Source organism: Bacillus sp. 17RED48, from assembly GCF_019837545.1.
GTDB classification, from domain to species: Bacteria; Bacillota; Bacilli; order Bacillales; family Bacillaceae_G; genus Bacillus_A; species Bacillus_A wiedmannii.
Genome location: NZ_JADAXG010000002.1, coordinates 304,606 through 326,869 on the forward strand (window position 1 = coordinate 304,606; position 22,264 = coordinate 326,869).

The following is a 22,264-nucleotide window of genomic DNA, read 5'->3' on the forward strand; positions in this document are numbered from 1 at the left end:
CTATCACTTATCGAATAATCGAAAATAGACTATCAAACACTTCATTCATCGTAGTAATAGCTTTAGAGTTTGCAACGAAATATTTTTGGAAGGCCATTAAATTAACCATTTCCTCTTCCATATTAACGCCTTCAACACCCATTTTTTCTTGCTGAATCCCCTCTAATAAATCCCCATGAATTTTTTGATAAGCATTCACCGCACTTTTATCAGATGCAACACCAACTACGAATTGGTCTAATGCTTGTTTATAAGAAAGACCTTCTTTATACTTTCCATCTGTAATTGCTGCTAGTTTATTTGCTGTTTCAGCTGATATTTTCATCTTCGAAACATCTTTTGCAAATTCAGGGTTTAATTTCATATCTTTCGCTTGATCTCCAACGAAGAACTCTTTCCCCATTACTGTGTTCACTTCATTCTTTACAGAACTCATTAGTTCTTCAAGGTTTTTCTTATAACTAGCAATCTTCGCTTTCGTATCGATTGCTGATTGGATTGCTCCACTAGTTAAAGGAATTTCCGAACCGTAAATTTCAGCAGTCATTGGCTCTTTTTCTTTATTTAATTGAAGTGGATATGTATCTTGTCCATTTACTGTTAAAACACCATTCATTCTAACACTCGCGATATTAGGATTCATAGATTCATAAGACACTTCTATATTTGCATACTTAGACATTTCTGTAATGATACGATCACGTTCATCCAAAAGTTGATTTGGCACTTGTGTACCTGCTTGTCCAATTTTTTTATTCGCTTCCGCTAAGCTGCCAGCAAGACGATTAAATTCATTGACATGCGCTTCAATATCTTCTCTCGTTTGTGCTTCTGCTGTATCTAAGCCTTTCGCCAGACGATTTACTTGGCTTGTAAATTTCCCAGTTTCAGAAATTAATGTATCATAGTAATTTGGTTGTTCTGGATTTTTTGCAACTTCACGAAAGGCATTGAAGAAGCCATCCATTAAACTAGATAATGAATTCTTCCCTGTCGTTCCAACCATAGATTCTACACGTGATAAAGTCGAATTCATGTAGTTATAGTAAGAGAGTTGAGATAATTGATCGTTAAACTGTTTCGTCTTCACTTCATCTGTAATACGGTCAACGCCTAACGTTTGTACACCGTAACCTATTTTTTGTTCCGGTGAATAGCCCTGACTTGCCCCAGCCGATCCGTAATTCACCATTTGACGCACATAACCAGGCGTATGAATGTTAGATAAATTTTGTTTCGTCGTTTGTAATCCCATTTGTGCCGCTAATAAACCCGATAGCGGCGTATTATAATCAGATAATCTCATAATGTTTCACTTCCCCTTTACAATAGTTCGTTCATAAAGATTTGTGAATTATTGTTTCGCTCTAAATTATATTCAGAAACGGAATCCACAATACTTTCTGTAGTTTTTAATAGTACGTTTAAGTAATATTGATTTTTCAAAAGAATCATTTTTACATTCTCTTCTAATTCAGCTACATTTTTTTGTAATTCTTCCATTTTTTCAATTTCTTCATGAGAAAAATACGAAAATAACGCACTTACGCGAAATGATTCCACGCCCTGTTCTTTACAAAACTGAACAACCATTTCTTCAAATGAACTTGATAACTTTTTTAAACCATCAATGTACTGCAATTGCTCTACTTGTAACTTTTGAACTGCATTTACATTTTTATGTTTTAAATTCTCATATATTTGTTCTCCAAGCGCTTGAATGTTTTCATATGCTTTTTGAATAATAACAAGCTTTTCATATAATTGTATGTACATATAGCTTCCTTCCCTTTTACAAGACTAAATTTACAATTAAACCGTGGATTTCTCCAATCTGATTTAACATTTCTAAATGTCCCGTTTTCGTATTAATTAAATTCATAACATCTTCTAGCTCATTTAATCCCATTTCCGCCTGTTTTACAATCGTCATTTTCTGTGAATATCCGTAACGCGGATGACGAGACATGACATCTTTATATTGCAATACATTATCTACGTAAAAATTCAAAAATGATTTTACTGTATTTTTGTATTCCATTACATTATCAAGCGTTAATTCCATTTCAATTTTCTCTTTAATTTCTCCAATGTTATCGACAAATGCTTCCATTTGTTCTAGCAATTTATCTTTTTTCGGATCTGCATGCAAATTATCCGAAAATGCAAGTCCTGTCCTGACATTTGCTTCTTTCGGCATTTGAGTAGCAGGCGGTATATGCGATAAAATTGGATTATGCGAGATCGAACGCAGCATATATATCACCTATTTATTTTTTTATTTCTTCCTAAACTTAATCGTAAAATCCAGTTATTTATAATTATACTCTGAACACTAATATTTTGCAGTTATTTTTTATAAAAGATATGTTACAATTTAGCATGAGGTGGCACAAATCTATGAATATTTTTCTTTGTGGTTCAAATCAATTAACAGCATTAGATCAAGAAGAAATAAAAAAATTTTTAACTGACTATGCTCACAAACATAAAATTTACATATTATGTTATAAATCTATCGAAAATGAGATTCTTCGTTTTTTCATCGAAAACGAAAGACTCGCTCAAAATTTATGCCTTTACACGCTACAGCCGTTACAAGCATTAACAGATGAATTTCAAGAGGTCCTTGATTACTTAAAAAGACACGGAGCCGAGTATGTTACTTTTGATCATCCTTCCGACTCCATTTACCGATCGGATTATATGTTTTTTGTAAAACAAATAATCGAAGATACCGATTTAGTTCTCTGTTTTTATAATGGGGACAAGCATACATCTGTCATTCCCGTTGACGTTGCAAAAGAAGCAGGAATTGATGCTGTTATTTATGATTTACCAGGTTTACATGAAAAACAGATGAAAAAAAACTTTGAACAAAAAATCCGTATGATGTAAAGGGGGAGGCACAATATCGTTATTGTGCCTATTATAAATATGATAATTGAACAAGATTATGATCATTTTATCGCGAGTTTTAAACAACAATTCAATATGGATATCGCTTCATATAAACAAGATAGAATGCGTCGTAGAATCGATGCTTTTATTTCGAGAAAGGGCTTTGAGAACTACACTAGTTTTTTAAGCAATTTACGTACCGATCAAAATTTATTTTTAAGTTTTATTGACTATATTACAATTAACGTTTCAGAGTTTTTTAGAAATAAAGAACGTTGGCAAACATTAGAGACGAAAGCACTACCAAAATTGCTTGAACAAAATAACGGAAAATTAAAAGTATGGAGTGCCGCTTGCGCTGCCGGTGAAGAACCATATACACTCTCTTTAATTTTATCGAAACATTTAGCTCCATTTCGTTTTGAAATACAAGCAACAGATCTTGATTTTCACATTTTAGAAACTGCAAAACGCGGTCAATATACAGAACGTTCTTTAAAAGAATTACCTATTGATTTGAAAGAGCGTCATTTTACAAAAGAGAATGATATATATTCATTACATCAAAACATTAAGCAAAACGTGACGTTCAAACAGCACGACCTGTTAATGCAGTCATTCGATACAAATTACGACTTAATCATTTGTCGCAACGTAATGATATACTTTACTGAAGAAGCAAGGGTAAAACTTTATGAAAAGTTTAGTCGTGCTCTACGAAAAGGTGGCGTATTATTTGTTGGTAGTACTGAACAAATTTTAACACCTGAACGATACAATCTTCAGCGCTTTGATACATTCTTTTACGAAAAAATATAAAAGAGGTCGTCACAATGTAAAGTGACGACCTCTTTTATATAACTCGAATTAAAATAATAGAAACAATCCATACAAAGAGAAAAAGAAATGTCATAGACCATTTATGTTCTTGCATCGTTTGTTTCAGGGCCTGTGATAATTGTGTCATATTCATTTCTGCAAGCGCTCTCCATACACTTACATCCCGCTCTTTAGCAGTGCGATCTGTAACGCTAATTAAAATAGTTTCGTTAGACAATTTCGTTATGTAAGCAGTAATAACCGTTACCATTAAATTTATATTTCCTTCTGAAGAATCACTTTCCACTCTAGAAATGAGTGCACTTACATCTAATAACGGAATATGTACCTTTCTACCAAATGATAGTTGTACTTCTGCGAAATCATACGTTCCATCTAACAAAGGAAGTTCTTTTATATGCGCCTGTTTAACAAGCCCTTGTAAACTTCTCATTACTTGTTCAAATACTTTTTCTGTTTGCTTTCCTTCACCAGTTAACGTATGTAACTTTTTAAAGAGTTGTAATACTGTATCCATCTCTTTAGAAAGCATTTCCTTCATAACCTTTCCATCACCTAAACTCGCAAGTAAAATCCCTATTTCATTATTTCTCGAAATAATCTTAGACTGTCCAGTAAACACTAGATTACTATGCTTTCGTTCTTTCTGGATTTCATGTTCCGAAATAGCTGCAGGCTGTTTTAATGGTTGTAGCGTCTTATTTTCAATTGTCGTACGTTTAATCTCCATCTAAGCGCCTCCACTACTATGAAATTATTAGCCCCATTCTTTATTACTTTTTAAAACTAAAAACAATACGAATAAACCTGACATGATAGCAAATACATTAGAAGCTTGTATTCCCTGTTCACTTTTTGCTTCTTTCTTATCTTCTGGCTCTTCTTTTTTCTCTTTCTTTTTCGAAATGACTTGATTGTTATTATCTTTATCTTTTTGAGCCTTCGCTTTATTTACTTCCTTGTTGTCTGTGAGAGGCTCTTTTATAACATAAGTAATTTTTTCTTTCTCTTTCAATGGTTCTTTTATAAGATCGTTTACTTTCTCTTCTTTTTTCGGAATTTGAACAACTGGCAGTTTTTCTTCTGGAAGCGGGATTTCTACTTTCGAGTCTTCCTGCTTCTCAGGTTCTTCCTTAACTTCTAATTTATCTTCATTCTCTCGTTCTTCTATCTTTTTATTCTCTTCTGGTTTTTGCTCCAAAATAGAAACGATATACTCACTTTCCTCAACCAGTTTATTGCCGGCCGCATCCACTATCTCTACAAGTATTTCGTATGTCCCGATTGGCAACGCATCCGTTATTTCAAATACTTTTTGCCAATCCATGTCGCGCTTATTGTAATCTAATAAAAATGTAATCTCTTTATTTTCTTTCCCTTTTAATATAACACGAACCTCTTTCACAACTGATTCTACGTCTGTCGCCTTCACTCGCACACGTATAGAATCGCCTTGTTTCCGTTCAATTAGCTTCTCTTTCGCCTCGTCAACAGTAACTTTATGCAACTTCGGCAGTTCTTTATCTATTGTTGGCGTGTCATTATTTATACGAATAAATGGGACTTTCACTTCATTTTCTATAAGCTCTTCTTTCTCAGTTTCTTTAGAACTTTGAATGAGCTGAAGATTCCAATCACCTTGCAAATCAAAAGTTTCGACCTTGTAGTTAGCAATCCATCGCTTCGTTTCCTCTTCATACTTAAACGATAGCATTCTTTCTTGTTCATACTGATCGCCGTTTTTTGGCAAGCGCAAAATACCTTTTATACTTTGAACATTTTGCTCTTTCGGCTCTACAATAACCCGCACTTCTTCGCCAACTTTTAATTCCGACTTATTTACTGTAATAACTCCTTGATCCGTCTCTATCTTTTTTTCGACCTCTTGTTCATTTGCTACTTCTTGTTGTTCCTCTTTACCTTGATTCAATTCCACTTGCTCTGGCTGCTCTTGAACTTCTTTGTTTTCTTCTTGTACATTCATTTCATTTAGTTTTTGATCTGGCTCAATTTGTTCTTCCGCCTGACTTTGCAGAGGGAAGAACAAATACATATGTATGAATAACCAGCTCATTAGAAAAAACTTTACGTTTTTCATCTACTAGCTCAAACTCCTATTTCAACGACTTATAGCGATTTCGTCACTTTTACTCCAAAAAATCCATCTACATTTACAAGTTCACCATACGCCACCAATACATCATTTACATAAATACGAATTGGCTCGTCAATATCCTCATCCAGTACAACCGCTTCATTCTCTTGTAAACTTAAAATATCTTGAATTGTTTTCACTGTGCTTCCAAATACAAATTTCACATTCATTTCTACATTTTGTAAGATGGATGTATCCATGTATACTGGTTCCATTTGTTTTACTTCTTTAAATTCAATAGGTTGCACAACAGGTTCTACAATTTTTTCTTCATCAATTTCTTCCGTAACAATCTCTTCTTCCTCTTCCATCATTGGATATAGAAGTCTTCTTACCATTTCTTTCGCTTCTGAAATCGGTAAAATTTGATACATTTTCGATTGAAGCAGGTCACCAATTTCAAGGTTGAACGTAATTTGGACGAGTTCGTCCACTTTCATTGACTCTCCCAAATATTCCATTTCTTCTTTTAACGTTACGAATTTAACATTTGGTGGTGTCATGTCCATTTTTTCTTGAAACATTTCTGACATCGCCGTCGCAGCATGCCCCATCATTTGGTTCATAATTTCTTTAATACCACTCAGTTCTAATTCACTAAGCTCCTTCTCTGGATCAACTTCCCCTGTTCCCATCATCATTAAATCTACCATTGTTAAAGCGACATCTTTCGTAAATACGAATACATTCTCATTCTTTAGCCCTTCAACAAAATCAACATTTAAAATAACAAACGGGACTGGTACTCCGTCATAATGACGAACATTAATTGATTCTACATTGGGCGTACTAATTGTAACTGGCTGATTTAATAGTGTTGACAATACTGTTGAAGCTGAACCAATTGAAATATTTGCAATTTCACCAAGGACATCTTTCTCTTCTTGTGTTAAATGCTCTTTTTCAACTTGTTCTTCTACAATCTCCGTTTCCACTACTTCTGCTGGCTCATCTTTTTCTTCTACTCCACCAGATAATTGCATTAATTTATTTACCATTCGTTTCGCATGTTCAACTGAAACAATTTGCACAAGTTTAGAGTTTACAAGATTATCTATCTTTAAATCAAACGATACTTTAACAATCGTTTGATTCCCATCAATCTCAGAAATTTTCTCCATTTCTTCTGATAACTTTACAACTTTAATTGTCGGCGGAGACATATCTACTGTATCTTGAAAGAATTCTGACATAGATGTAGCTGCGAACCCCATCATTTGATTCATCGCTTCTTGTACAGCACTTAGCTCTAATTCACCAAGTTCTTTTCCGTCTTCCACTTCACCTGTTCCCATCATCATTAAATCAGCAATGGATAATGCAACATCTTGCTTAAGGACAAGAAGGTTTTCCATATCTAATCCTTTTGTAAAATGAATGTTTAATACAACGTGTGGAACTTCGACGTCGCTTGAATCATATAAATCTACCAATTCTATGCGAGGAGCAGTAATACTTACTTGCCTATTTAAGATTGTTGATAATACAGTCGAAGCTGAACCAAATGATATATTTGCAATTTCGCCAAGAATATCACATTCTTGAGGCGTTAAATGCTCATTTTCTTTTTCTAGCACAATTGTGCTCTTATCCCCTTTTGTGTGTTGCTCAGGCATTTTCTCTGCCTCCTCATTTCTGTTTTTCTATCAAATGATATAAACTCTCATTTTATTTTAACAAACTTATTATATAAAACGTTAATATGTATTTATTCCCATTTTTAGATTAGTAACGATTAACCAAAAAGCTCCCCAATTGTATACAAGTGGGGAGCTTTCCTTCATTCCTATTATAAACCTTCTGGGTTTAAAATGAGGACCACTCGTCCATCACCGAGAATTGTCGCACCAGAGAAATAATTCGAACTCTCTGCAAAGAAGTCACCTAATGACTTTAAGACGATTTCTCTTTGACCGATAATTGTGTTTACAATAAGTCCATAGCTGCGATGTGTATTACGAACAATTAACACAGGAACCATTTGACCATCATATGACGCAAACGCCTCATCTACTGTTTTCTCACCAAATACAGTACTTAAATGCTTCACTTCAATAATTTGATTACGGTAATTTAACACATCTTTTCCTTGTAAGGATTGAATGTCTTCTTTTTTAATCCGAATTGCTTCAACAATATTGCCAAGAGGGAAAGCATAACGTTTATCATTCGTTTGAACAAGCATAGATTGAATAATGGACAACGTTAATGGCAGTTCAATTCTAAATGTACTACCTTTCCCTTCTTCAGAATCAATAATTAAGTGTCCACCTAAACTATGGATCGTATGTTTCACTACATCTAATCCAACGCCACGCCCAGAAAGGTCTGATACAACTTCAGCTGTACTAAATCCGGGTTGGAAAATCAAATCAAATACTTCACGGTCCGTTAATTTATTTGCCTCAGATTCTGTTACAACACCATTTTTAATCGCTTTTTCTAATACTTTCCCTTTATGAATTCCATTTCCATCATCCGTAATTTGAATAACGACATGATTTCCACTATGGAACGCTTCTAATTTAATCGTACCTGTCTCATTTTTTCCTGCATCACGACGTTGTTCAACAGTTTCAACCCCATGATCAATTGCATTACGAATTAAATGGACGAGTGGATCACCGATTTCATCAATAACAATTTTATCAACTTCGGTGTCTTCACCTGTAATTTGTAAATCGATTTTCTTCCCTAAATCTTTCGCTAACATACGTACCATACGCGGGAAACGATTGAAAACAGTTTCTATCGGTACCATACGCATGTTTAGTAGTACATTTTGAATATCTTTTGAAATATCGCCTAATCGATTTAAATGCTCAATTAATTCCTTGTTTTGAATTGCTTGTGCCAATTCATCTATACGACCACGCTCAATTACACTTTCTTCAAACATGTTCATTAATCTTTCAATTTTTTCTAATTGAACACGTATGGAACGATTTTCCACTTTACCATTTTTCGTTTTTGCAGCGCTTTTAGCAGGTGTAGCATTAGCAGCTTGCTTCGATACTTCTTTAGTTGATTCCACATGCGTAGCCGCTTGTAAATCTTCCTGCATAGCTTCTTGTGTACCCAATTCTTTCGAGACTACTTCTTTTAATGTATGTCCTTGCTTTACTTCTACTTTCTCAATTTCAGAAACATGAAGCACTACTTGTTTTAATTCTTCTTCACTTTGATCAGTATCCATAAATACTGTGAACTCAAACCCGAAAGCATCTGCTTCAATTTCTTCAATACTTGGAACTGTTTTTTGTACATTACCTACATTTTGCAGTGCTTCAATACACATAATTGCACGTACTGCTTTTAAAATAGCATGTTGCTCAACAGTTATATGCACTTCATGCGAAACTGCATCATCATTATTTATAGGTTCTTGCTCAATATATTCCGCAGGAGTTTCTACATTGCCATTCAATAATGCTTCTAATTTCTGCTTAGTTGTAATTACATCAATATTGCCCATTCCGCCTTGTTGCACATCTGCAACCATCTTCTCTAAATTATCAATGCACTCAAAAATCACATCAATAATCTCTGCATTTACAACTATATTCCCATGACGAATTTCATCTAAAACGTTTTCCATTTTATGCGTTAAATCCGCCATTTCCGTAAATTCCATACTCGCTGACATACCTTTAAATGTATGGGCTGAGCGGAATATTTCTCCCACAACATCCATATCAGTGGGATTTTGTTCTAAAGTTAGCACATTTTCATTTAGCGATTGTAAATGTTCTTCTGATTCCTCAAAAAATATATTTAATAGATCTGTTTGCATTTTCATCCCCTACCTGTCTAACAAACATTTCATTTATGTATAACAATTTAGTGTTTTAAAGCAAGAAAAAAGGGGGCCACACGCATATCCGCTATCAATGTTTAGATTCCTTGTGGCACCCCTTCTATATTAGCTGTTTGCTACTTTTGTTAAAGCTTCAATTACTCGATCTGCTTGGAACGGCTTTACAATAAAGTCTTTTGCTCCACCCTTAATTGCATCTAATACCATACCTTGTTGTCCCATTGCAGAACAAATAACAACTTTTGCACTTGAATCAATTTTAATAATTTCTTTTAACGCTTCAAGTCCGTCCATTTCTGGCATAGTAATATCTAATGTTACAATATCCGGTTGAAGTTCTTTAAACTTCTGAATTGCTTCTACTCCATTCTCTGCTTCACCAATAATTTCAAATTCAGAATTACTTTTTAATAAGTTTTTAATCATCGTTCGCATGAACATCGCATCGTCTACAACTAAAATTTTATGTGCCATTCTTTTTAATTCTCTCCTTCTATGTATAAATATATCTTAATATTTCACCTTATCATTCTCACTCATTATACAAAATAAAATGATAAAATTTAATATTTTTTTAAAAGAATTTTCGTATTTTCATTATTTTATTATTAAAATGATAATATACTATTCTTTTATGTAAATGACAACGCGACGGTTTTTCTCCCAATTTTGCGGTGAATCATTTGGTACAACTGGCTTTGTGTCTGCATATCCTACCGCAGCTAGCCTTTTATCATCCACATTATACACTTCGATTAAGTGGTGAATCATATTTGCTGCTCTTGCTGAAGACAGCTCCCAGTTAGAAGGGAATTTGTCGTTATGAATCGGTCTACTATCTGTATGCCCTTCAACAACAATCGGATTTGGTACTGATTGGAAAAAACCAACTAATTGACTTATTATCTCTTTCGCTTCCGGTTTAACGTTCGCGTCACCCGTATCAAATATTAAATTATCTACTATAACGACGCTTACTCCCGTATCCTCTCGATATACATTCACTTGACTAATACCGTTATTATCTACATATGCTTTTAACTTTTTATATAATTCGTCCATTCTCTTTTTCGAGACCATTTTTTCATCATTTTTTTCATGCGAAATATCTGGTATTGTATTTTCCATTACTTTCGCATCTACTTGCTCCACGTCACTAAACTTTTCAAGCATCTTTGACAATTTTACTGCATCCTGCTTTGATGTAGCAACTAGTAATACAAAGAAAGTTAATAATAACATCGTTAAATCTGTAAAAGTCGTCATCCAACGAGGCGATCCCTTTTGCGGTCGTTTCATCATAACCATACCACTCCTTGAAATATTAGGCTGCTCGTTTTACTTTTTTTATCTTTGTTTCGTATACATATGTATCGAGTTTCAACTTTAATTTAGAAGGAATTTGACCGCGATATAATTCTGAAATCGCTTCAATAACAAACTTCTTCTCTGTATATAAATCTTCAATACCACGATACACTTTTTCAGCAAGAGGAATTGCAATCATATTTGCAAGTACTGACCCATACAATGTCGTTAACATCGCAACTGCCATCCCTGTACCAATTTGCGATGTGTCTTGCAAGTTTTGAAGCATAATGATAAGACCGATTAAAGTCCCTATCATGCCCCAAGCTGGAGCGAAATCGCCAATTTTATCTAATAATGCTGCCCCTTTTCTTAACTCATACACTTCCGTTTCAACATCTCTCATTAACACTTCTTTTAATTCATCTTCATCGTAACCACTTAACATTAATCGAATTCCTTTTTGAATAAAAGGATTGTCTACTTGCTCTCCATCAACTTCTAAAGAAAGCAGGCCATGTTTTTTAGACTTTTTCGAAAAATCAACAAATAAATCCGTTAACTGTTCTAAATTTTCTTCTTTTCTATGTAAAACAGTAAAAATGCTTTTCGTATATTTTTTTATTTCTCCAAATCGATATGCCACAACAATTGTCGCTATAGTTCCCCCTATGACAATTAAAATAGATGAAACATCTAAAAAGTTTTTAAAAGCTTTTATTCCGCCGCCAATCATAATTGCCGCTATCACTATGGCAAAACCTACTATAATGCCGACTGGGCTAGAAATGTCAAACTTCCTTTTTCTTCTTTGTGGTCTAGCAAATCCTTGATTTTCGTCTCCCATATTCCTGCCCTTTCCTTTTCATTTTTATAAAACATTTTTTTATTTTAATAATGCGTTTTCACATATAATAAGTATTATACGCTTATCATCTATTTATCGCAATATACTCATAGAATTGACACATTTTATTTCCATATTAGAATTACAGTATGGAAATATGAGGAGGATTACAATGGAACATAACATTTTACAAGTCATTGCACTAGCAGAAAAATTAAAATATGAAATGCGACATAGCTGGCTTTCTAACGGACGTCAAGAAAGTGTTGCTGAACATACGTGGCGCATGTCTCTAATGGCCATTTTAGTTGAGCCTTATTTAGATCAAAAAGTAAATATTGAAAAATTACTTAAAATGGTTATTATTCACGACCTAGTCGAAGCTGAAGCTGGTGATATTCCTGCTTTTGATACAATGAATAGTCATGAATTACAATTACAAAAACAAACAAATGAGCAAGAAGCCATTTTAAATATTAAACGAACATTAAAAGGTTCTCTCGGTGAGGAATTATATGATTTATGGATGGAGTTTGAAGCGAAAGAAACGTACGAAGCAAAAGTAGCTAACGCACTTGATAAGCTTGAGGTGAAAATTCAGCATAACGAAGCTGATATTGATACGTGGCTACCAATTGAGCATAAAATGACATTCCAAGTAGCAAAGCATACAAACTTTGATTCTTTCCTATCTAAATTACAAAAAATGATTGAACAGGATGGAGAAAAGAAATTACTCGCTGCCGGCATTGACGTGGAAGCTTGCAAACGATAATGAAAAGACACTCAATATGAGTGTCTTATTTCATTATTGTTGATATAGCCTGCTTGTATATAAGCTGTTGTTTTCCATCAACTAACATTAAAACGGTAAATTTGTCTATCGCAACAACTTCTCCTACTATTCTAACGCCACTCTTTAAAAAAATTGTAACAATACCTTTTTCTTCTTTTATTTGTTTATATAGCTCTTCTTGTAAATGTTCCAAATACTTTTCTCTCCTTTTTTACAAAATATCTTAATATAAAAAACTATAAATTATTTATTTGTGTACTTTATCTTTTACATTCATAAACTTATTAATAAGTATATCTAAATCTCGGCTAAATAACAAAACTTTATCATGATCCAATCCGTGTCTAGCAACAAGTTGGATTAGCTCTTTCTTTTTGTTTTCTATTTTATTGTGTAATTTTCCCATCTCCATCTCTTTACTAAAACTCCCTTTTCCCATAATATTACTTGTAAAATTATAGTACAAATCCTCTCATAAAAAAATATAAAAATGGTTTTTTTTACAATTTTTATATTTTTTATGAACAAATCGCAAAATATATAACGATTTCTTCACATATCCCTAGCACAATATACAATCAAAATAACCATACAGGCGTTTGTCTAATTACAAAAGAGACTGGCTCCTTTTCCATACAAAAAACATACTGTATATAGTAGTCCATGAATTATATAGATTAACTTACTCAAAAGGAGGAAAACATATGAGCTATGGTGGAAGTTGCGCTGGTTTCGGCGGTGGATTTGCTTTGCTTATCGTACTATTCATCCTTCTAATCATCATCGGATGTAGCTGCTGGGGTGGCGGCGGATACGGATACTAATATATCCTATCCTTAACAAATGAACGAAAAACTATACGAAAACAGCTCATATTTGAGCTGTTTTTTCATACTTTCGTATGAAGTGATATCCCTCCTTTTTGTGATTTCAACTAATAAAAAAACGTTTACTATGAAATAAGAAATATTTTACTAAGGAGGATTACAATGATTAAAGGTCTTTACGAAGCACATTTACCTGTCAGTAACTTAGAGATATCAATATCTTTTTATGAATCACTTGGACTGAAATTATATAAAAGAGGAGATGATATTGCTTTCTTTTGGATTAAAGAAAACGAAAGTTGGCTCGGTCTTTGGGAAGGCACAGAATACAAAGTTAATTATCATCCCTCTTTACGACACATCGCCTTTCAAGTAAGCTTACATGATTTAGAAGATGCGATTCATTGGCTAAATCAAAAAGGCATTTCAGCACGAAAAGATTTTGGAATGGAACCAATTGAACCGATTGTTTTTCCAGAATTAGCGCATACCGCCGTATACTTTAACGATCCTGACGGAAATAGTTTAGAATTGATTGCACAATTACCTATTGGACTTCCTACAGCAGAGAAAGTGTACTTAAGCGAGTGGAAAAAACAAGTTCAAGCATCATCATTACATAAAGATTAAATTTTATGTCAGTTTCTTATTCCACACTTCTAAAAACAAATAAAAACTTCAATAAACTATTTTACGGGCAAACGTTAAGTGTACTTGGAGATTGGTTTCATACTGTAGCTTTATTAACATTCGTCTATAGCCTAACGGAATCTCCTTTTATGATTGCACTAACTTTTATAAGTAAAGGTTTACCCCAGCTTCTTCTTAGTCCTTTCATAGGCGGAGTTGTAGATCGTTTTTCTAAAAAGAAGATTCTGATTTTTACCGATATTTTACGAGGCATAATCGTCCTCACTTATTTATTTGCACTATATAAAATCGAGATTATTTTCATTTCTAACATATGTTTATCCGTACTTTCTTGTTTATTTGAGCCGGCTAAACAAGCAACCTTAAAAAATATCGTACACCAAAATCATTTCGTAACTGCTAACTCTCTTTCTAGTACAATTAATGGTTTTATGTCTATTATGGGGGCTTCTTTGGGCGGGATAATTGCACAATCTTTACATATTGAATTCGCTTTTTTAGTAAATAGCCTGTCATACTTTATTTCAGCCTATTTTATTTATAATATGAGTGTCCCTTCTCATGATACTTGTAACAAGAAAAAAGCATTTTTTACTGATATAAAAGATGGTTACACATACATATTACAAACAAAAATCATTTTAACGTTAATTCTTGTCGGCATTTCATGGGGCATGATTGGAGGCGCTTATCAGCTACTTCTAACGATCTATGCCGAAAAAATTTTCCACACCAACATTGGAATTTTATATACGGTTCAAGGGGCTGGGCTTATGATGGGAAGCCTTCTCGTTAATCTTTATATGTCTCATAATAAAGAAAAAATGAAAAAAGCATTCGGGTGGGCCTATCTCCTACAAGGAATTTTCTTTCTCGGATTTATTTTATCCAATCAACTTATTATCGGTATCATTACTATATTCTGTATGCGCATAGCAGGAGGAATCATCGTTCCACTTGATACGACATTACTTCAAACTTATACGAAGGAAAATATGATTGGTAAAGTTTTTTCATTCCATTATTCCATTTACGGATCTCTTATTCAGTTATCTATGTTTTTTACGGGATGGCTTTTAGAAGTTCTTTCTCCTCAAGTTATTGGTACCTTGTTAGCTATATGCTGTATTTTTGTGAGTTTTATATGGCTGTTCTTGTTTTATCGAGGGAAACTTAATGAAGAATCTACTATCACTTAATAGCATGTTTATGTACATGCTATTTTTATTTATGTCGAAATATAAAGGAAAAAGGCGATTTATTTCCCTTACGTTCTAATTTTTTAGAATGTACAATAAATTTAGATCATAAGAAAGGAGATATTATAATGTTTGACGATAGACTTACTATTTCAGCTGAGCAGCAGAAGCTCATTTCTAATGCAACTCGCATTCAAATTCTTCACCTTTTAAAAGACGAGGCACTCACTGCAAAACAAGTAGCTACTAAACTAAATAAATCTGCTGGTAGCGTTCATTATCACGTTCAAATTTTATATGATGGAGGGTTACTTGAATTAGTAGACACGAAAGAAAAACGAGGAATTATTGAAAAATATTACAAGGCAAAATCTGCTCATTTCTATATTGAAGAAAGCGGCACAGAAGGAACGAATACAGGCAGTCATATTGTATCTCATTTATTTTTAACTCCAGAGGAATTACAACAGCTTACTTGGGAAGTTACACAAGTGTTATTACGCTGGGAAAACAAAACCGCTCGTCAATCAAGCTCCGAAGAGGAATACGCTATTTCCTGCAGGATTAAAAAACAATGAAAGAAAGGTCCAACTGCTTATGAAAAATAAATTATTATTATTGTCGGGAACAGGAATTTCTCGTTTAGGTGATTTTATGTATCTCATCGCCCTAAACGTAATGGTGTTAAATAGCACAAACTCCCCTGCTGCTGTAGCAGGATTATGGATTGTAGGTCCAATTGCGACCGTTGTTACAAAAATATGGTCTGGTAGTATAGTAGATCGATTAAACAAACGGTCCATTATGCTCATCACAGATATAATTCGGGCAGCTCTTATTGGCTGTATTCCACTATTTGATTCTATTTGGGCCATTTATATTTTTATCTTTTTGACTCGTATTGCCACATCATTTTTCGATCCAGCTTCATCTTCTTATAAAACAATGCTCATACGAGCTGAAGAACGCGCTCAATTCAACGCTTGGAATAACTTTTGTACAAGCGGGGCTTTTATTATCGGTCCAGCCCTTGCTGGAATACTTCTCACCACGTACTCAGCATCCTTTGTTATTTACTGCAACTCACTTTCCTTTCTACTTTCTACTATTCTCATTTATTTCTTACCAAACATTACGTTACAAACAAAGCAAAACGAAGAAGTTGCAAATACTTTCGTACAAACATTACGAAGTGATTGGAAACAAGTTTTTTCATTCGCTCGAACTGAAAGTTACATTATTCTCATATTCGTTTTATTTCAAGCTACTACGCTTGTCTCTATGGCACTCGATTCACAAGAGGTTGTTTTCACAAAACAAGTACTGTTTTTATCCAACATGGAATATAGCATGCTTGTTAGTATAACTGGTGCTGCTTACGTTTTCGGTTCATTACTTGTTTCTCTCTTTGCTAAACGATTACCAATTCAACATTGTATCGGATTAGGTATGATTTTCACAGCAATAGGCTATGTAATTTTCGCCTTTTCAAATTCATTTATAGTCGCAGCGAGTGGTTTCATTTTACTTGGCATTTCTTCATCATTTGCTGGTACTGGCTTTATAACATTTTATCAAAATAACATCCCTGTACATATGATAGGACGTATCGATAGCGTGTTTGATTCAATAAAAAATTTCATCCAAATCTTTTTCATTTTAGCAATTGGGGCATCCGCACAATTCCTTTCCGTTCAAATCACTGTAATAAGCAGCTCATTACTCATTCTTTTCCTTTCCTGTTTATTAGCAATCCGTGTAATGACGCCTTCACGAGAAAAATATTTTAAAGCTACAGGGTCATCATTGGAATATTAAGTGCAATATAAAAAGCGGCTATTATGCCGCTTTTTTCCCATATTAAAGGACAGTAAGACCCCCACTGATTAAAGTTTCACTTTATGTTAAAATATGTATTGGATCTGATTATGTAGGAGGGCTATTTTGGAGATTATATTCATTTTCATATGTATTATATTAGTAGCTTCTATTTTACAAACAAGTACAGGTTTTGGCTTTTCTATTATGGCAACACCTTTCTTACTCATGTTATTTCTACCACAAGAAGCTATACAAATAAATATCATTTTATCCTTAATTATTTCCATATCACTCATCTGGAAAATAAGAATGGACATTGATTTTATTCTAATGAAAAGATTAATTTTCGGAAGTATAGTTGGTGTTCCTTTTGGTATTTTAATTTTCACTTCCATTAACATCAACACATTTAAATTAGCAATTAGCATCCTGCTCTTACTATTAACGTTGATGCTAATATGCAACTTTAAGATTAAATCAACAAAATCTAGAGATTTCTTAGTCGGTGGATTATCCGGTCTTTTAACGACAAGTATCGGTATGCCAGGACCACCCCTGTTACTTTACTTTACAGGAACTGATACGAAAAAAGAGAAGTTGAGAGCAACTACTTTAGCTTTTTATCTATTTATATATTTCATTAGTCTTCTAACTCAAATACTCTTTACTGGCACAAACAAAGCAATTTGGCAATCAAGTTTGTATGCTATTCCAATTGTATTTTTAGGTTTATTTTTAGGACAAATTATTTTCAAATGGCTTAATCAACGGATTTTCAAAATATTTACGTATATCCTTTTGAGTTGCACGGGTATGTATCTTCTTATTGAAAGTTTGCATTTGTTGTAAATAAGTTTCTCAAGATAAAGATACTTTAGATTGTGTAATAATATATAAATTTAAACGAATTTATATATTATTACGTGCGGTGAAGTATTTTACATCATAACTAAAAAACATATTTTAGAGATACAAAATCATAAATAAAATACTAACTAAACGATAAAAAGCGACTATTATGCCGCTTTTTATTTTCATATTAAATATTTTAAAACTAGAAGCCCACCTATTGCTATTACAAAAACATTGAAAAAAATCATCCAATGTTTTTCAAACTCCTTATATCTCTCTTCTTTCACTCCACATTGTTTTAGCTTTTCAAATAAAATTGTTAATTCTTGATTATACTCTTTACTTCCTAATTGTATATAATTGTTATTTATTTTAATTCCATATACATTTTTCATTTTTTTATGTTGCGAAACTGCTTGAATTGAGTTTACTAGTACATTGTATTCATTCAACTTTTTAAAATAACAATCTAACGCTATAATTTGTAACCTTGTATTAGTTAAAACAATGTAATAATAAAAAGTAGCACCTGCCGTGAATATATTCGGTATAACTTTAGAATTAACAAAGCCTCCTTCTTCCACTAATATTTCACACTCGATTTCTTCTCCTTCTTGCAACTCTTTCCGAACTGATTCTTCCAATATTTGCATCGTTAATTTCTTTAATAATTCCCCGTTTTTCACATAATACTTATCTATATTTATACACTCATTCGCTTCTTTCTCTAAACGTGCAATTTCTTCCCTCGAGAAATTCGATTGTATATATAATCCACCGTTACTTTTAATTCTTTCGCAATATCGTCAATAGAATATCCATCAATATACCTGTTTAAAAAGATATATCGATCTTTGTTATTTAAATCTTGAACTATTTCCATAATCTCTTCTTCTTGTTCTATTTCATACCTATCATGGACACTTGTATCTATTTCTACGTCTTTATCGATTTTATTCTCTTTATATACTTTCTTTTTATATTCCAATGCCTTTAATTTAGTAATACCAATCATCCAAGATTTTAAGTTTCCTTTTTCTGTATCAAATTGGTCGATATGAAACCAAATGACAGTAAATACATCGTTATAACAATCATCCACATATTGTTTTTCAATAGGGGTACTTAATGATTTATGAATAATGTACAAAATTAATTTTCCATATTGATCAATCACTTCTTTCAAAGCATCTTGATCATGTTTTTTCATAGCTATAATTAAATCCCCTTCAGAATTGAAAATCATAAGTATCTTCCTTCCTCAGTTCCCCTTTAGCAGCTGCTTTTACTTACTATTGGCAGTTCATTCTCATTTTCTATCACTTTTGTAAAAAATTCTTAATTTTTATTTCTATGTATATAATAGCAAATAAAATACCTAAGTTCAGAAAGTGGAATCTACATTCTGAACTTAGGTATTAACAATCAAACTTTTCACTTATACTAACGTTTCATCACAAACCTCTGTTACATTTTTAAAGTATTGCAAGTTCTCCTTCACTTCAGCTTCGTTAAATAAATTGAGCTGCTTCATTATTTCAGCAGCAAATTCAACGTAAGCAGACCCTACCGCTGTTATGATTTTCCCATCAACGGTTACATCTTTATTTTGTTTATATTCCCATTCATGTAAATGTGCTAACTGTTTTTCATCTGATGTTAATGATGTTGAGAATTTCTTCTTATTAAGTACGCCTGCTGCATGTAGTAAAGATGTTCCTGCACAAATACCCGCTATCCATTTGTTCTGCTTATGTAATTCGTTCACGATCGATAACAATTGTTCATTTTCTAAATGGTCAAAAATATGTCCTCCTGGCACAATAAACACTTCATAGTCTGCTACTTCAACCTGCTCGATAGAGACATGTGGTTGACATAAAAAACCACCTTCTCCTTTAACTGTTTTTCCGTCTACAGTTGCTGTTATTATTTCGAATTCCTTACTTATTAAAAATAAACTCGCTATATTTACTTCAAATTCTGCAAATCCATCAAATAAAAAGATTAAAGCTTTTTTCATATTATCTCCTCCCTCCTATACTTATTCGAAGACAATCATATTTCTCCTCCAAAAAAGGCAGACCTGCATGCAGGTCTGCCTTTTTACTCATTTCTTATTAAATCCTTTTTCACTTAAAAACTCTTTCATATGCATTCTTTTCTCTTTGGACATAAACGAACTCATTGATTCCGTCCATGTTACGTTTTTCTTGTTTGCTAATCTTTCTTTATAGTACGAGCTCATCGTTTCATCGTATTCGTTTAATAATTCATCATATTTCTTTTCATCATATCCATTTTCATGAAGGATTGCCGCTACTGGTAAACGTGGTTTCACTCCATGATCTTCATCTGGTACACCAACTGTCATTCCGAATACAGGATATACTTTATCCGGTAAATGAAGCAATTCACTCACTTCTCTCGGGTTATTACGAATACCACCAATATAACAAATACCGTATCCTAACGATTCTGCTGCTAACGCTAAGTTTTGTGCGAACAGTGAAGCATCTACCGTCGCAACGATAAAGTCTTCTACTCCTTCATACTTTATCTCTGTACTATGTTTTTCACATGCCATTTCAAGTCGTTTTAAATCTGCACAACAAACAAAGAATGCTGCACAGTCTTTCACGTGAAGATTTCCAGATAACTCTGCTAGTTTAACCTTTAAGTCTTGATCTGTTACATATATAACAGAATACGCCTGTACAAAATGTGAGGAAGCGGCATGTTGCGCAGCTTGCACCATTCTTTCTACTGCATCTTTCGGAATTGATTCTTCTTTATATTTACGAACTGAAACGTGTTGCTCCATTTTATGTATGATCTCATTCATGAAAATCACTCCTTTTTTCTCTTCATAATGAAAAATTAACATATCTTTTTCAATATTCACAACTTATAAGCACAAAAAGAGCAATTCTTTTTGAATTGCTCTTTTTAAAACGTTTATTAGTGCGGTAAATGAAATTTTATTGACGATAATTTAAATATATCAGCGATTTTTCGAATATATCGACTTACCGACGAATAACGACAGATTTACATCAAATTATTTCTTGTCTTATTACGCTGTTTTCAAAACTTTAATACCTTTTACGATATTCCAAATGAAGTAATAAATCCCTACAAGAATGAACACCGCATATGTGATCATCATTCCAATTCCAGCACCATCGGATTGATTGAAGCTTAAACCATATATGCCGGATACTGCTAATCCACCAAATAAAATCGCATACGGGAAAATATGTGACCAAAATGCTTTTTTCGCGTGGTATTTCACTTCATCCTCCGCAACGAAGTACACGATAATTGGCAGTAAAAATGGTGCAAAAAAGATACTAAAGTAACATAGTGAAGATAATATATTATTTCCTTTCATCCGACTCACCTCTAAATAGTTTTTGTTATCTTCATTATGTCAGGAATCCATTCTAGAAACTATCGCTTTACCTTTCATGAACATGACATATTTGTAAGATTTCCCTCTAAAATAATCCCGCCTGAAATTTCAGGCGGGATTATTTTCTCTATATTCGATTCATAAACCAATATTGAGTAATGGCTAAATACTCTCGTAAATTCGATGAAATGACAATTCGCTTCGGTGTTTCGGCCGGAAGACCTTCTAATTGTAAACCTTGTTTTGCTGCTATTTTTTTCGCTCTAAACATATGGAAGTCGTTTGTTACGATCATTCCCTTTTTCATATTGTCCGGAATTAAAGGTTTTGAGAATTTAATATTCTCATCTGTACTCGTTGACTTATCTTCCATAATGATGCGGTCTTCTGCAATTTTCAGTTTCATTAATCCATTTTTCATTGCTAATGCTTCTGAAATATCTTCTCCTTTTCCTTTCCCTCCAGATACTATAGCAATTGTTTTCTCATGTGATTGTAAATACTCAGCTGCTTTATCAATACGATATTGCAATGAGTACGACGGTTTCGTTCCGTTTACTTTCGAGCCTAATACAATTATATAATCCGCATCGTAGGTAGCATTCATTTGCCCATGCTTATAAATGTTATATTGTAAAAATCCTGCATAAACGGCGCAAACCATTATAATGCCTATCATATACTTAATTATTTTCTTCTTTTTCATATCCATATACTCCTAAGTTCTTTGCTTCTTTCATGATAATATCCATTTATTTGTTTGTATACAGACAAATTCCAATTCAGCCTAATTTATCCTCTAGAAAGTAATATTTATATTTCTTTCGGGAACAGT

At 33.2% G+C, this 22,264-nt stretch carries 27 protein-coding genes; 9 read left to right on the forward strand and 18 right to left on the reverse strand.

What is annotated here, in order from left to right; genetic code table 11:
* Positions 1 to 7: 7 nt before the first annotated feature.
* From flgK to ILT06_RS08215, 3 genes are read right to left on the reverse strand one after another with little or no spacing between them, the layout of a single operon-like run.
* Positions 8 to 1,306, reverse strand: coding sequence for a flagellar hook-associated protein FlgK (gene flgK / locus ILT06_RS08205; RefSeq protein ID WP_154131546.1), 1,299 nt, complete (start codon positions 1,304 to 1,306; stop codon positions 8 to 10).
* A 17-nt stretch (positions 1,307 to 1,323) separates the two neighbouring features.
* On the reverse strand, positions 1,324 to 1,776 hold the full coding sequence (locus ILT06_RS08210) for a hypothetical protein (protein WP_048561273.1): 453 nt from the start codon (positions 1,774 to 1,776) through the stop codon (positions 1,324 to 1,326).
* Positions 1,777 to 1,792: 16 nt separating this feature from the next.
* On the reverse strand, positions 1,793 to 2,257 hold the full coding sequence (locus ILT06_RS08215) for a YaaR family protein (RefSeq protein WP_000946323.1): 465 nt from the start codon (positions 2,255 to 2,257) through the stop codon (positions 1,793 to 1,795).
* 143 nt (positions 2,258 to 2,400) lie between these two features.
* Between ILT06_RS08215 and ILT06_RS08220 the strand changes: the two genes are divergently transcribed.
* Together ILT06_RS08220 and cheR are read left to right on the forward strand one after the other, a co-directional pair.
* Entirely contained in the window at positions 2,401 to 2,898 is a 498-nt protein-coding gene (locus ILT06_RS08220) for a flagellar motor switch protein FliG (protein ID WP_098102206.1), read from the forward strand.
* A 39-nt stretch (positions 2,899 to 2,937) separates the two neighbouring features.
* Complete coding sequence (gene cheR / locus ILT06_RS08225) at positions 2,938 to 3,720, forward strand: protein-glutamate O-methyltransferase CheR (protein WP_116349646.1); 783 nt, start codon at positions 2,938 to 2,940, stop codon at positions 3,718 to 3,720.
* Between the two features lie 34 nt (positions 3,721 to 3,754).
* On the opposite strand, the gene ILT06_RS08230 is transcribed toward cheR, so the two are convergent.
* From ILT06_RS08230 to ILT06_RS08260, 7 genes are all read right to left on the reverse strand, one after another.
* Positions 3,755 to 4,471, reverse strand: coding sequence for a hypothetical protein (locus tag ILT06_RS08230; protein WP_154131545.1), 717 nt, complete (start codon positions 4,469 to 4,471; stop codon positions 3,755 to 3,757).
* A 27-nt stretch (positions 4,472 to 4,498) separates the two neighbouring features.
* Positions 4,499 to 5,839, reverse strand: coding sequence for a transglycosylase (locus ILT06_RS08235; protein ID WP_154131544.1), 1,341 nt, complete (start codon positions 5,837 to 5,839; stop codon positions 4,499 to 4,501).
* Between the two features lie 29 nt (positions 5,840 to 5,868).
* The gene (locus ILT06_RS08240) at positions 5,869 to 7,512 is read right to left on the reverse strand and encodes a flagellar motor switch protein (RefSeq protein WP_154131543.1); all 1,644 of its coding nucleotides are present in this window, start codon (positions 7,510 to 7,512) and stop codon (positions 5,869 to 5,871) included.
* 173 nt (positions 7,513 to 7,685) lie between these two features.
* Positions 7,686 to 9,689 (reverse strand): chemotaxis protein CheA, encoded by a 2,004-nt coding sequence (locus ILT06_RS08245; RefSeq protein ID WP_098102201.1) that lies wholly within the window; start codon positions 9,687 to 9,689, stop codon positions 7,686 to 7,688.
* A gap of 129 nt (positions 9,690 to 9,818) precedes the next feature.
* Positions 9,819 to 10,187, reverse strand: a complete 369-nt coding sequence (locus ILT06_RS08250) for a response regulator (RefSeq protein WP_000940570.1) — start codon at positions 10,185 to 10,187, stop codon at positions 9,819 to 9,821.
* 150 nt (positions 10,188 to 10,337) lie between these two features.
* Positions 10,338 to 11,015, reverse strand: a complete 678-nt coding sequence (locus ILT06_RS08255) for an OmpA family protein (protein WP_000977943.1) — start codon at positions 11,013 to 11,015, stop codon at positions 10,338 to 10,340.
* Positions 11,016 to 11,037: 22 nt separating this feature from the next.
* The gene (locus ILT06_RS08260; protein WP_222655008.1) at positions 11,038 to 11,868 is read right to left on the reverse strand and encodes a flagellar motor protein MotP; all 831 of its coding nucleotides are present in this window, start codon (positions 11,866 to 11,868) and stop codon (positions 11,038 to 11,040) included.
* 172 nt (positions 11,869 to 12,040) lie between these two features.
* On the opposite strand from ILT06_RS08260, the gene ILT06_RS08265 reads away from it, so the two are divergent.
* The gene (locus ILT06_RS08265; RefSeq protein ID WP_088048433.1) at positions 12,041 to 12,643 is read left to right on the forward strand and encodes an HD domain-containing protein; all 603 of its coding nucleotides are present in this window, start codon (positions 12,041 to 12,043) and stop codon (positions 12,641 to 12,643) included.
* 25 nt (positions 12,644 to 12,668) lie between these two features.
* On the opposite strand, the gene hfq is transcribed toward ILT06_RS08265, so the two are convergent.
* Both hfq and ILT06_RS08275 read right to left on the reverse strand, forming a co-directional pair.
* Complete coding sequence (hfq, locus tag ILT06_RS08270; protein ID WP_000400660.1) at positions 12,669 to 12,857, reverse strand: RNA chaperone Hfq; 189 nt, start codon at positions 12,855 to 12,857, stop codon at positions 12,669 to 12,671.
* Positions 12,858 to 12,911: 54 nt separating this feature from the next.
* On the reverse strand, positions 12,912 to 13,130 hold the full coding sequence (locus tag ILT06_RS08275) for an aspartyl-phosphate phosphatase Spo0E family protein (protein WP_002096752.1): 219 nt from the start codon (positions 13,128 to 13,130) through the stop codon (positions 12,912 to 12,914).
* Positions 13,131 to 13,368: 238 nt separating this feature from the next.
* Between ILT06_RS08275 and ILT06_RS08280 the strand changes: the two genes are divergently transcribed.
* The 6 genes from ILT06_RS08280 to ILT06_RS08305 all read left to right on the forward strand — a co-directional run bounded on the left by ILT06_RS08280 (position 13,369) and on the right by ILT06_RS08305 (position 18,011).
* Positions 13,369 to 13,488 carry a YjcZ family sporulation protein gene (locus ILT06_RS08280; RefSeq protein WP_000120179.1) on the forward strand — a complete coding sequence of 40 codons (120 nt, stop codon included), beginning with the start codon at positions 13,369 to 13,371 and terminating at the stop codon, positions 13,486 to 13,488.
* A 165-nt stretch (positions 13,489 to 13,653) separates the two neighbouring features.
* Complete coding sequence (locus ILT06_RS08285) at positions 13,654 to 14,121, forward strand: VOC family protein (protein ID WP_098111835.1); 468 nt, start codon at positions 13,654 to 13,656, stop codon at positions 14,119 to 14,121.
* A 5-nt stretch (positions 14,122 to 14,126) separates the two neighbouring features.
* A complete protein-coding gene (locus ILT06_RS08290; protein ID WP_222655009.1) occupies positions 14,127 to 15,341 on the forward strand; it encodes an MFS transporter in 1,215 nt (404 codons plus the stop codon).
* Between the two features lie 128 nt (positions 15,342 to 15,469).
* Positions 15,470 to 15,919 (forward strand): ArsR/SmtB family transcription factor, encoded by a 450-nt coding sequence (locus ILT06_RS08295; RefSeq protein ID WP_064476555.1) that lies wholly within the window; start codon positions 15,470 to 15,472, stop codon positions 15,917 to 15,919.
* A 19-nt stretch (positions 15,920 to 15,938) separates the two neighbouring features.
* On the forward strand, positions 15,939 to 17,159 hold the full coding sequence (locus ILT06_RS08300) for an MFS transporter (protein WP_154131540.1): 1,221 nt from the start codon (positions 15,939 to 15,941) through the stop codon (positions 17,157 to 17,159).
* 126 nt (positions 17,160 to 17,285) lie between these two features.
* A complete protein-coding gene (locus ILT06_RS08305) occupies positions 17,286 to 18,011 on the forward strand; it encodes a sulfite exporter TauE/SafE family protein (RefSeq protein ID WP_154131539.1) in 726 nt (241 codons plus the stop codon).
* A 185-nt stretch (positions 18,012 to 18,196) separates the two neighbouring features.
* On the opposite strand, the gene ILT06_RS08310 is transcribed toward ILT06_RS08305, so the two are convergent.
* The 6 genes from ILT06_RS08310 to ILT06_RS08335 form a co-directional block, all read right to left on the reverse strand.
* Positions 18,197 to 18,805 carry a flagellar motor switch protein FliG gene (locus ILT06_RS08310; protein ID WP_222655167.1) on the reverse strand — a complete coding sequence of 203 codons (609 nt, stop codon included), beginning with the start codon at positions 18,803 to 18,805 and terminating at the stop codon, positions 18,197 to 18,199.
* Entirely contained in the window at positions 18,742 to 19,266 is a 525-nt protein-coding gene (locus ILT06_RS08315; protein ID WP_222655166.1) for a sigma-70 family RNA polymerase sigma factor, read from the reverse strand. Before ILT06_RS08315 ends, ILT06_RS08310 begins: the two co-directional genes overlap by 64 nt.
* 186 nt (positions 19,267 to 19,452) lie before the next feature.
* Positions 19,453 to 20,037 carry a type 1 glutamine amidotransferase family protein gene (locus tag ILT06_RS08320; protein ID WP_098102190.1) on the reverse strand — a complete coding sequence of 195 codons (585 nt, stop codon included), beginning with the start codon at positions 20,035 to 20,037 and terminating at the stop codon, positions 19,453 to 19,455.
* Positions 20,038 to 20,124: 87 nt separating this feature from the next.
* Positions 20,125 to 20,859, reverse strand: coding sequence for an oxygen-insensitive NADPH nitroreductase (gene nfsA, locus ILT06_RS08325; protein WP_098102188.1), 735 nt, complete (start codon positions 20,857 to 20,859; stop codon positions 20,125 to 20,127).
* A 231-nt stretch (positions 20,860 to 21,090) separates the two neighbouring features.
* Positions 21,091 to 21,408 carry a magnetosome magnetite crystal formation protein family gene (locus ILT06_RS08330; protein WP_000678044.1) on the reverse strand — a complete coding sequence of 106 codons (318 nt, stop codon included), beginning with the start codon at positions 21,406 to 21,408 and terminating at the stop codon, positions 21,091 to 21,093.
* A 148-nt stretch (positions 21,409 to 21,556) separates the two neighbouring features.
* Entirely contained in the window at positions 21,557 to 22,135 is a 579-nt protein-coding gene (locus ILT06_RS08335) for a YdcF family protein (RefSeq protein ID WP_088048428.1), read from the reverse strand.
* Positions 22,136 to 22,264: the final 129 nt, after the last annotated feature.